This is a genomic window from Mycobacterium aquaticum, from assembly GCF_002086485.1.
GTDB classification, from domain to species: Bacteria; Actinomycetota; Actinomycetes; order Mycobacteriales; family Mycobacteriaceae; genus Mycobacterium; species Mycobacterium aquaticum.
Genome location: NZ_MVHF01000020.1, coordinates 33,279 through 45,681, shown reverse-complemented (window position 1 = coordinate 45,681; position 12,403 = coordinate 33,279). Strand labels below are relative to the sequence as shown.

The 12,403-nt window shown below is 65.1% G+C and carries 4 protein-coding genes and 1 pseudogene; 3 read left to right on the top strand and 2 right to left on the bottom strand.

The window, feature by feature from the left end; genetic code table 11:
- Positions 1-29: 29 nt before the first annotated feature.
- From BST13_RS19555 to BST13_RS19545, 3 genes and pseudogenes are all read left to right on the top strand, one after another.
- Positions 30-7,738 (top strand): annotated as a pseudogene (locus tag BST13_RS19555) (amino acid adenylation domain-containing protein); the annotation flags it as partial.
- A 165-nt stretch (positions 7,739-7,903) separates the two neighbouring features.
- A complete protein-coding gene (locus BST13_RS19550) occupies positions 7,904-8,350 on the top strand; it encodes an MmpS family transport accessory protein (protein ID WP_211296126.1) in 447 nt (148 codons plus the stop codon).
- On the top strand, positions 8,347-11,247 hold the full coding sequence (locus tag BST13_RS19545; RefSeq protein ID WP_083165675.1) for an MMPL/RND family transporter: 2,901 nt from the start codon (positions 8,347-8,349) through the stop codon (positions 11,245-11,247). The genes BST13_RS19550 and BST13_RS19545 overlap by 4 nt, the downstream gene beginning before the upstream one ends.
- Positions 11,248-11,330: 83 nt before the next feature.
- On the opposite strand, the gene BST13_RS19540 is transcribed toward BST13_RS19545, so the two are convergent.
- The gene (locus BST13_RS19540) at positions 11,331-11,771 is read right to left on the bottom strand and encodes a hypothetical protein (protein ID WP_245839743.1); all 441 of its coding nucleotides are present in this window, start codon (positions 11,769-11,771) and stop codon (positions 11,331-11,333) included.
- Positions 11,772-11,885: 114 nt separating this feature from the next.
- Positions 11,886-12,272, bottom strand: a complete 387-nt coding sequence (locus BST13_RS19535; protein WP_083165674.1) for a hypothetical protein — start codon at positions 12,270-12,272, stop codon at positions 11,886-11,888.
- Positions 12,273-12,403 lie beyond the last annotated feature (131 nt).

Sequence of the window (12,403 nt, the reverse complement as noted above, 5' to 3'; positions counted from 1 at the left end):
TTCGGGTCGCCTGATCTTCATGGGGAATTGTGACTGGCGGCCCTTCACTGCGGTTGCTGTCGATCGATCTCCTCGACGACGACGAGCGCGACGTGTTGGACGAATGGGGCAACCGCGCAGTGCTGAACCGACCCGCGGTTGCGGCACCGTCGATTCCGGCATTGTTCGCGGCGCAGGTGACACGCGACCCCGACGCAGTGGCGATCGTGTGCGGCGAACAATCGTGGACCTATCGCGAGCTGGACGAGGCCGCCGACCGGTTGGCGCACGTGGTGGTCGCCCATGGCGGCGGTCCGGGTGCGCGGGTGGCGTTGCTGCTTCCCCGTTGCGGCGAGGCGATCGTGGCGATCCTGGCGGTCCTCAAGTGCGGCGCAGCGTATCTGCCGATGGATCCGGCGCATCCCGATGCACGACTCGAGTTCATGATCTCCGACGCCGCGCCGGTCGCCGTGCTGACGACAGCCGACCTGCGTTGCCGACTGCACGGGATCGACGTCGCGATCATCGACGTCGCCGATCCGGCCGTGAATCAGCCTTTCAACGGCGGGCCGCCGACACCCGTACCCGGTGACATCGCATACCTGACCTATACGTCGGGAACGACGGGTGTCCCGAAGGCTGTCGCGGTCACCCACGAGAACGTCACGCAATTGCTCGAGCAACTACATCCGGCACTGCCCGCGGACGCGGGACAGGTGTGGTCGCAATGGCATTCGCTGGTCTTCGATGTGTCGGTGTGGGAGATCTGGGGTGCGCTGCTGCACGGCGGCCGGTTGGTCGTCGTGCCGGAGTCCGTGGCCGGCTCACCGCACGATCTCAACGCTCTGTTGGTCGACGAAAAAGTCACCGTGTTGTGCCAAACGCCCTCTGCGGCAGGGATGTTGTCACCTGAAGGCCTGGACGGTACAGCGCTGGTGGTGGCCGGCGAGGCCTGCCCGGTAGATCTCGTCAAGCGGTGGGCACGCGGGCGCGTGATGGTCAACGCCTACGGGCCGACCGAGACGACCATCTACGCAACGATGAGCGCACCGCTGTCCCCCGACTCGGATTCGGCGCCGATCGGTCGGCCGGTGCCGCGCGGCGCAGCATTCGTGTTGGACGAGTTCTTGCGACCGACCTCCGAGGGCGTGGTCGGCGAGTTGTACGTGGCGGGCGCCGGCGTCGCGCTCGGCTACGCACGGCGCTCCGCGTTGACCGCATCCCGGTTCGTGGCTTGCCCGTTCGGGTCACCGGGTCAACGGATGTACCGCACCGGCGACCTCGTGCGGTGGGACACCGATGGGCAGCTGCAGTACCTGGGTCGCTCCGACGAGCAGGTCAAGATTCGTGGCTACCGAATCGAGCTGGGCGAGATCCAAGCCGCGCTGGCCGAATCGGACGGGGTCGAGCAGGCCGTGGCGATCGCCCGCGAAGACCGCCCCGGGACCTTGCGTCTGGTCGGTTACATCACGGGCACCGCCGATCCGGCGGCGGTGCGCACCGCCGTGGCGAAACGGCTTCCGGCATACATGGTGCCGGCTGCGGTCGTGGCGTTGGAATCATTGCCACTGACGGTCAACGGCAAGCTCGACAGGCGCGCCCTGCCTGCGCCGGAGTACCGCAGCGTCGATCGATACCGCGCTCCCGTCACCGAGACCGAGTCGATCCTCGCCGACATCTACGCGCAGGTTTTAGGTGTCGACCGCGTCGGAGTCGACGACTCGTTCTTCGCCATGGGCGGCGACAGTATCCTGTCGATGCAGGTGGTGGCACGTGCGCGGGCGCAGGGCGTGCTGTTGCGTCCGCGGGACGTGTTCGTCGAACAGACCGTCGCGCGCTTGGCGTCGGTGGCCGCGGCAGTCGGCGGTGATCGGGAGAACTCGTCCGACGATGGCATCGGGCGAGTGTTGCCCACACCGATCATGCGCTGGCTGCACACCGTCGACGGCCCGGTCGAGCAGATCAACCAGACGGTCGTTCTGCGCGCCCCGGCCGTGGTGACCGAGTCCGACACGGCGCTGCTGCTACAGGCCCTGCTGGATCGCCATGCCACGCTGCGGTTGCGGGTAGACATGAGCGACTGGTCGATGACCGTGCCGGAGAAAGGCACGGTTGACGCGCGGTCGTGCCTTCACACCATCGACACGTTGTCCGGCGAGGCGCTCCGTGAAGCCCTGTCCCGGCTCGATCCGGCTGCCGGCAGGATGCTCTCGGCACTGTGGGTGGCCGATACCCGACAGCTGGCATTGGTGGTCCACCACCTGGCAATCGACGGGGTGTCATGGCGAATTCTGTTGGAGGATCTGAATCTCGCGTGGGTACACCACCGGAACGGTCAGTCGGTGCAATTGCCAACCGGCGGCACCTCATTCGCGCGCTGGTCGGTGGTATTGGACCAATATGCGCGCAGCTCAGAGGTGTTCGCGCAGGCCGACGCCTGGCAGCACATCCTCATGACACCGCCCGCGTTGCCCGCCGTACAACCGGAGCAGGACACCTACGCTCGTGCGGGGCGGTTGTCGGTGTCGCTCGACGCCGAAACCACGCGGCAGTTGCTCGGTGACGTGCCTGCCGCCTTCCATGCGGGAGTGGGTGACGTCCTGCTGATCGGGTTCGGCCTCGCGGTGGCGGAATTTCTCGGCACCGGAGGAAGCCCCGTCGGAATCGACGTCGAGGGCCATGGCCGCGACGAAGGACTCGGTGATGACATCGACCTGTCACGTACTGTCGGCTGGTTCACCGCCAAATACCCCGTGTCGCTGACACTTTCTGAATTACCTTGGGAACAAGTGAAATTCGGGGATGCCGCGCTGGGCGCAGCGATCAAGGCAGCCAAAGAGCAGTTGCGTAGCCAACCAGATGGTCTGACATACGGATTGCTGCGGTATCTGAACCCCGAGGTGGAGCTGTCGGGGCCGGAACCCACCATCGGATTCAACTATCTCGGCCGCCTCGGTGCCGGCGCAAACGAGCTGTCCGACGAATTGTGGCGCATCGACCATGATGCGCTGTCGCTGGTCGGCGCGGCCGCGGAAGTACCCATGCCATTGATTCACACCCTCGAGCTCAACGCCGGAACCCTGGACACGGGTAGCCGCAGTGGTCCTCGGCTGCAGGCGAATTGGACGTGGGCGCCGTCGTCGTTGAACGAGGCCCAGGTGCATCGCCTGAGCCAATTGTGGTTCGAGGCACTAGGCGGGATCTGCGCGCACGTGCGCTCCGGAGGTGGCGGACTGACCCCGTCGGACATCGCGCCAACACGGTTGAGCCAGAGCCAGATCGACGAACTGGCCCAGCAGTACCGGATCGCCGACATCCTGCCCCTGACGCCCGTGCAGGAAGGTCTGCTCTTCCACTCCGCCATCGCGCAGGCGCCAGGCACCGACTGCGACGTCTACGCGGTTCAGCTGGACGTCACCGTCGCCGGACTCCTCGACCAGGACCGACTGCGCGACGCCCTGCACACGGTGATCGCCCGACACCCCAACCTCGCGGCCCGGTTCTGCACTCAGTTCGGCGAGCCGGTCCAGATCATCCCCACGGACCCGGTACTCGCATGGCGGTATATGGACCTGCGCGGTGACGATGTGAATCCCGATCAGGAAGTCGAGCAGTTGTGCGCCGCCGAGCGGGCCGCGGTGTGCGATCTGGTCGCGCGGCCCACTTTCCGGGCGGCCTTGATTCGGATCGCAGGCAATCAGCACCGGTTCGTGATGACCTTTCACCACATCGTCATCGACGGCTGGTCACTGCCGATCCTGTTGCGGGAGATCTTCGCCGGTTACCTCGAGCAGCGACTCCCTGACGTCTGGGCGTACCGCAATTTCATCGACTGGCTGGCTGACCAGGACCGAGACGATGCCAGGGCGGCGTGGCGCAGGACGTTCGACGGTTTCACCACACCCACGCTCATCGCTGCGCAGACGCGGTCCGGACCACGCCGGGTCGAGACGTATCGGCTGTCCGCTGAGACCACGAAAGCCGTTGGCGAACTGGCCCGTTCCTGCCATACCACCGTCAACACGGTGTTGCAGGCAGCCTGGGCACAGGTGCTGATGGTTCTGACGGGCCAGCGCGACGTAGCCTTCGGTACCGCCGTCTCGGGACGCCCTGCGGAGTTGGCCGGCTCGGAGCACATCGTCGGTCTGCTGATCAACACGGTGCCGGTACGCGCTCGCGCCACTGATGGTTGCACCGTCGCAGACCTGTTGCACCAGTTGCAAAATGCCCACAACGACACCGTCGAACACGAACACCTTTCGCTCAACGACATCCATCACGTCACAGGTCACGATCATCTGTTCGACACGCTCTTCTTGTACGAGAACTATCCGCTCGACCCCGACGCCTTCACCGGCGCCCACGAGTTGGCGATCACCGAATTCCACAATCGTGAGTACAACCACTATCCGCTGTCGGTTATCGCGTTGCCGGGCCACGAACTGAGCCTGCGGGCGGAGTTCGACTCCGAAGCGTTTGACGCGGCCGCGATCGATGCGCTCGTCGAACGGTTCCGGCGGGTGCTGACCACCATGACCGCCGAGCCCGACCGGCCGCTGTCATCGATCGACGTGCTCGATCCGGCAGAACACCAGCGCCTCGACGGATGGGCCCACCGCGCGCTCTTGACCGAGCCGGGGCCTGCGCCGGCCTCCATTCCGCAGCGGTTCGCCGAACAGGTCGCGCGGACGCCCGGCGCGGCGGCCCTCACATTCGAGAACGCGTCGATGAGCTACCGCGAGCTGGACGCCGAAGCGAACCGGTTGGCGAACCTACTGATCGAGCATGGCGCTGCCCCGGGTCAATCCGTGGCGCTCATGGTTTCTCGCTCCGCTCGGGCGATCGTGGCAATCCTGGCGGTGCTCAAGACCGGGGCGGCGTATCTGCCGATCGATCCGGCAGTCCCGACGGCGCGCCTGGAGTTCATGCTCGCCGACACCGCGCCGATGGCCGTGATCACCACCGCGGACCTACGTTCCCGGTTCGACGGGGTCGATGTGTTGGTCGTCGACATCGACGCTCCCGCAGACGCGGCCGCGGCCATCCGGCCGGACACCGTGCCGCCGCCACCTTCTCCCGACGACATCGCCTACACGATCTACACCTCGGGCACCACCGGTGTACCGAAAGGCGTTGCTATCACGCATCATAACGTCACCCGACTCTTCGACTCCCTCGACGCCGGATTCGAACCGGCGCCGGGCCAGGTGTGGACACAGTGTCACTCCTACGGCTTCGACTACTCGGTGTGGGAGATGTGGGGCGCCTTGCTGCACGGTGGGCGGCTGGTGGTCGTGTCGGAGGCCGTCGCAAGCTCGCCGCACGACCTGCACGAGCTGCTGGTCGCCGAAAAGGTCGACGTGCTCAGTCAAACCCCTGCGGCCGTGGCGGCGCTCGACCCGCAGGGCCTGGAATCGGTGACGCTCATGGTGGCCGGTGAGGCCTGCCCGGCCGAGGTGGTCGATCGATGGGCGCCGGGCCGGGTGATGGTCAACGGCTACGGTCCGACCGAGACGACGGTGTACGCCACCATCAGTGCCCCGTTGACGAAAATCCCGGAGGCCGCGCAGAACATCGTCCCGATCGGCTTACCGGTGCCCGGTACGGCGTTGTTCGTGCTCGACGGGTGGTTGCGGCCGGTACCGGTCGGCATCGTCGGCGAACTGTATGTGGCCGGCCGCGGTGTCGGTGTCGGATACACCCGCCGGCCGAGCCTCACGGGGTCACGGTTCGTGGCGTGCCCGTTCGGCGCACCGGGAGCCCGCATGTACCGCACGGGTGATCTCGTGCGGTGGGTGCGGACGGGCAGTTGCAGTATCTGGGTCGTTCGGACGAGCAGGTCAAGATCCGCGGTTACCGGATCGAACTCGGCGAGATCCAGACCGCGCTCGCCGCACTGGCCGGCGTCGAACAGGCAGTGGTGATCGCACGGGAGGACAGGCCAGGTGACAAGCGTCTGGTCGGCTACCTCACCGAATCGACCACCGGCGCAGTCGATCCCGCCGAGCTGCGCGCGCGCCTGGGTGATCGGCTGCCGCCGTACATGATTCCGTCCGCGCTGGTGGTGCTCGACGCGCTGCCTTTGACGATCAACGGCAAACTCGACAAACGTGCCCTGCCCGTTCCCGAATACCAGAGTGTCGACCGCTACCGCGCACCCGTCACCAAGTCCGAGAAGGTCATCGCCGACATCTACGCGCAAGTGCTCGGGGTGCAGCAAGTCGGGGTCGACGATTCGTTCTTCGACCTCGGTGGCGACTCGATTTCGGCCATGCGGGTCATCGCGGCGGTCAACACCGCGCTCGACGCCGACCTGGCAGTTCACACCTTGTTCGATACGCCGACGGTCCGCGGGCTGAGCCTGGAGGTGGACCACGGGTCCCACGCGGTGCCCGGAACCGAAGGCGCCGGCTTCGCGTCGGTGCACGGCCGCGATGCCGGCGAGGTACGCGCCGGTGATCTCACCTTGGACAAGTTCATCGACGTCACCACACTGAGGACTGCGCCCACCTTGCCGCGGCCCCACGGGAAGCCGCGGACGGTCCTGTTGACCGGGGCCACCGGCTTCCTGGGGCGCTATCTGGTGCTCGAATGGCTCAAGCGGCTGCGCCGGATCGATGACACGTTGATCTGCTTGGTCCGCGCCGCATCCGACGACGAGGCACGTCGACGCTTGGAGACGACGTTCGACACCGACCCGACCATGCGTCGGCACTTCAACGAACTGTCGGCCGGTCGGCTGCAGGTCGTCGCGGGTGACAAGAGTGCAGCCAATCTGGGGCTGGCGGAACATACTTGGCGTCGGCTCGCGGAATCAGTCGACGTGATCGTGGATTCCGCGGGCTTTGTCAACGGCGTCCTGCCCTATAGCGAATTGTTCGGCCCGAATGTCGTGGGCACGGCCGAGCTCATTCGTTTCGCGCTCACTTCGCGACTGAAGCCCTTCGCGTTCGTGTCGACCGCCGACGTGCGCCATCAGATCGAACCGTCGGCGTTCACCGAGGACGCCGACATCCGCGTGATCAGCCCGACCCGCGTTCTCGATGGTGGGTACGCCAATGGGTACGGCACCAGCAAGTGGGCGGCCGAGGTGTTGCTGCGCGAAGCGCATGACCTGTGTGGGCTGCCGGTCGCGGTGTTCCGGTGCGACATGATCCTGGCCGATACCACCTACGCGGGGCAGCTCAACGTGACGGACAACGTGACCAGGATGGTGCTGAGCATCGTGGCCACCGGGCTCGCACCCGAGTCGTTCTACCAACGCGACGCTGACGGCAACCGCCGGCGCGCCCATTACGATGCGCTGCCCGTCGGATTTGTCGCCGAGGCGATCACCACGCTGGGGTGGCAGGTGGCCCGATCTGTCTCGCCGGACTTCACGACGTATCACGTGATGAACCCGCACGACGACGGTATCGGACTCGACGAGTACGTCGACTGGCTGCAGGACGCCGGTTACCCGATCACCCGCATCGGCGACTTCGCGGAATGGTTGCAGCGCTTCGAAGCCGCGCTCCGCGCGCTGCCCGAGCACCAGCGCCAGCACTCGGTGCTACAGATCCTGCGGTCACCCTTGGCGAAGGACCTTCGTGCGCCGGAACCCACTCAGGGCGCGTACGGGCCGACGGATCGTTTCCGCAGCGCGGTGACAAGGGCCCAGATCGGCCCTGGCACCGACATCCCCCATATCTCGGCACCCATCATCGTCAAGTACGTCACCGACTTGCAGCGGCTGGGACTGCTGCAGCCCATCGACTGATCCTCGAAGCCGAGGCCCACATTCCCAGCTTCCACACAGCAAAACACCTCAAGTATGTGTTGTGGTGTTCGGCTCACTGTCGTACCGTCAACCTAGTTGATTAGCCGTCCTAGCGGAGCTTCGCTACCGGCCGCGCCTGGTCGCCGCTCATTGAAAGGGTCACGGATGCAGCGGGTTTCGATCGGACGTCGGCTGAGCCGACGCTGGATGCTGCTGGTTGCGGTGGTGGTGATCGCTGTCGCGGCCTTCGCGGTGTACCGCTTGCACGGCATTTTCGCGTCGCACGATGTCACGGCGACACCCAGCGGCGCGGTCAACGACATCGTGCCGTTCAACCCCAAGCATGTGGTCATGGAGGTGTTCGGTCCGCCGGGCACGGTCGCGACCATCACCTACCTGGACGTCAACGCCCAACCGCAGCGGGCCGACGGCGTCGCGTTGCCGTGGGCCTACGACACGACCACCACCCAGCCCGCGGTGTTCGTCAACGTCCAGGCCCAAGGAGACAGCGATTCGATCGGCTGCCGAATCAAGATCGATGACGCGGTCAAAGACGAGAGAACAGTGAACACCCGAAACGCCTACACCTACTGCCTGGACAAGTCCGGATGAGCACCGACAACGACGCTCGCCACCGGGTTCCGAACCTGATCCGACGGTTCTCCGCGCTGATCGCGCTGTTCTGGCTCGGCCTGGCGGTGGTGACCAACGTGTTCGTGCCGCAGCTGGAGACCGTTGCCGAATCCCACAACGTGTCGCTGAGCCCGAAGGATGCGCCGTCGCTGCAGGCCGCCAAACGTATCGGCAAGGTGTTCGGCGAGTTCGACTCGGACAGCTCGGCGATGATCGTGCTGGAGGGCGATCAGCCGCTCGGTGCCGACGCGCATCACTACTACGACGGATTGATCCAGAAGCTGCGTCAGGACACCAAGCACGTCCAGCACATCCAGGATTTCTGGGGCGATCCGCTGACCGCGGCAGGCTCGCAGAGCACCGACGGCAAAGCCGCGTTGGTGCAGGTGTACCTCGCAGGCAACCAGGGTGAGTCATTGGCCAATGAGTCGGTCGACTCGGTCCGCCGCATCGTCGAGGACACTCCGCCGCCGCCGGGGGTCAAGGCGAATGTCACCGGACCGGCGCCGCTGGTAACCGACCAGTTCGAGGTGGGCCGGCACGGCACCCTGAAGACCACGCTGATCACCATCGGGGTGATCTTGGTGATGTTGTTGTCGCTCTACCGTCGTGTCACCACCGCGATTCTCGTCATCTTCACGGTGATGATCGAGTTGACCGCGTCGCGCGGCGTTGTCGCCGTGTTGGCGAACGCGGGCATCATCGAGCTGTCGACGTATTCGACGAATCTGCTGACGCTGCTGGTGATCGCCGCAGGCACCGACTACGCGATCTTCATCCTCGGACGTTTCCACGAAGCGCGGTACTCGGGGCAGGACCGGGTGTCGGCGTTCAACACCATGTACCACGGGACCTCGCACATCATCCTCGGCTCGGGCCTGACGATCGCCGGGGCCGTGTTCTGCCTGACCTTCACGCGGCTCCCGTATTTCCAGAGCCTGGGTATACCCGCGGGCATCGGCGTTCTCGTGGCCGTGCTCGCGGCGCTGACGCTGGCGCCCGCGGTGCTGGTGATCGGCCGTCATTTCGGTCTGTTCGAACCCGCGCGTCAGCTGCAGACCCGGGGCTGGCGGCGCATCGGCACAGCGATCGTGCGCTGGCCGGGGCCCGTCCTGGTGGTGACGGTCGGGGTGGCCCTCATCGGGCTGCTCGCCCTGCCGGGCTACAAGACGAGTTACGACGCCCGGCCCTACATGCCTGCCGATGCTCCGGCCAACGTCGGTTATGCAGCCGCCGAACGGCACTTCTCACAAGCGCGGCTGAATCCGGAGCTGCTGATGATCGAGGCCGACCACGACCTGCGGAACTCCACCGACATGATCCTTCTGGAGCGCGTCGCCAAGGCGGTGTTCCACACGGACGGTATCGCTCAGGTGCAGTCCATCACGCGGCCCCTCGGCACACCCCTGGACCACACGTCGATACCGTTCCAGATCAGCGCGGGCAGCTCGGCGCAGATCAACAACCTGCCCTTCCAGCAGGCCCGCGGCGCCGATCTGCTCAAACAGGTTGACGTGATCAACAATTCGATCGACATCCTGCGGCAGCAATATGCGCTGCAACAGCAATCCAGCGCCGTCACCGACGAGCAGGCCAAGGCCTTCCAGCAGACGGTCGCCACGGCGCAGGATCTCCGGGACAAGATCGCCAATTTCGACGACCAGTTCCGCCCGCTGCGCAATTACTTCTATTGGGAGCCGCACTGTTTCGACATCCCGATGTGCGCGGCACTGCGGTCGGTGTTCGACGCGCTCGACGGTATCGATGCGCTGACCGATCAGTTGGCCGGCGTCTCGGGCAGCATCGCGAAATTGGATGAGTTGCAGCCCAAGCTGCTGGCGCTGATACCGCCGCAGATCGCCAGCCAGCAGACCAACCGCGACCTGACACTGACCAACTACGCGACCACGTCGGGTATCAACGACCAGACCCAGGCCGCTCTGCAGAACTCGACCGCGCTGGGCCAGGCGTTCGACGCTTCGAAGACCGACGACTCGTTCTACCTGCCGCCGGAGGCGTTCACCAACCCCGAATTCCAGCGCGGGCTCAAACTGTTCCTGTCACCGGACGGCAAGGCTGCCCGCATGATCATCACCCATGACGGCGACCCCGCTACGCCCGAAGGCATTTCACATATCGACGGCATCAGGCACGCGGCCCAGGAGGCTGTCAAGGGCACTCCCCTGGCCGGATCCAAGATCTACCTCGCCGGCACCGCGGCCACCTACAAGGACATCCAGGACGGCGCCAAGTACGACCTCATGATCGCGGGGATCGCCGCGCTCAGTCTCATTCTGCTGGTCATGATGTTCATCACCCGAAGCATCGTCGCCGCGTTCGTCATCGTAGGCACGGTCGCACTGTCGTTGGGTGCCTCATTCGGCCTGTCGGTGCTGATCTGGCAGGATCTTCTTGGCATCCAACTGTTTTGGATCGTGCTGGCGCTGGCCGTCATCCTGCTCTTGGCAGTGGGATCGGACTACAACCTGCTGCTGATCTCCAGATTCAAGGAGGAGATCGGCGCGGGCTTGAACACCGGCATCATTCGGGCGATGGCCGGCTCGGGCGCGGTGGTGACGGCGGCAGGCCTGGTCTTCGCGGCCACCATGGCATCGTTCGTGTTCGCCGATCTACGGGTGCTGGGCCAGATCGGTACGACGATCGCCTTCGGATTGCTGTTCGACACGCTGATCGTGCGTTCGTTCATGACGCCGTCCATCGCGGCATTGATCGGCCGTTGGTTCTGGTGGCCGCTGAGGGTGCGTCCCCGGCCCGCGAGCCAGATGCTGCAGCCCTACGGGTCCCGCGCGTCGGTCCGTCAACTGCTGCTGTGGGAGGACGGCGACCCGGTTGCGGGATCGTCGCGACGGAGTTAGGCCGCGGGGTTGACCAGCAAACGGCTACTGCCTTCGCGAGTGTGAATCGTCTGCGAAAAAGTGGCCGATTTTTCGCAGACGATTCACACTCGCGACGGAGCAGTCGGCAGCTTCTTTTTCAACCGAGCGACCCGGCGCAATTGGGCGACGATGTTCATGGACGTCAGCATCGGGATTCCCCCGATGAACGTGCGGAACGACGGATTGCCGCCGTGGACATGTAGCTCATACAGGCAGCCGACGACATAGAAGAACCCCATGGTGAAGAGGACGGCGGGGATCGCGTACGCGAGCGGATTGCGCGCGTCGTTGACCAGTTCGGTCGCATACTCGAGCTCCTCCTCGGTCAACGGTTCGCGTTTGCGCACCTTGGCCAGCACCGCCTTGTGGGCGCCCACCTGCTCGCCCATCGGCGCCGGTGTCCGTTTTTCCAACCGAGTGATGTACAGAAATACGCAGGTGGCGAAGACAATTGCCATCACCGCGGCGAGGATTGTGAGATCGCCCCAGATACCGAGATCCACCGTGGAAGCTCCTTACTCCGCGTGGCGCCTGAATGCCGCACACCATTACCGAGGACTACTAACAAACGCTACCGCACGTGCGGTCCAGCCGAACAAATCCGGATGCCCGGTCCTTCACGGCGTTCCTTGCCAATGCCTTTCGTGCTCGGTGCCGGCGAACTTCTCGAGCATGATGCGGGAGAACTGCAGCAGCGCGCTGCGGGGCCGGTGATTCACGACGACACGCTGCGTCTGCCCCGATTCGTTGTATGTCACGACAACGACGACACGGGTCGGCACATCCCGCACGATGCTTGAGTAGTCCTCCAGGAAAGACATCTCGCCGCACGGGCCGGCAAAGTTGAATTCCTGCTGCTCGTACTGTTCGCGGGCAGTGGTAAGGATGGTCCGAACCGCGTCGACGCCCTCTGCTGTACCGTCCATTGCCGCAGCTTCCAGCGTCACATCGTCGGCGAGATTATCTAGCCAGACCGGGTAGTAAGGCTTGCCCATGTACGTCATACGGCGCCTCCGGCGAAATCCATTGACGAATGGGCCGAGCGCGTACATCCGCGACGGCTCATTCGCGACCGCGCCAGTATCCGCCGCGACGCCGCGGGCCCTTCACAGATCAGCGAAAGTCACAGCTATTT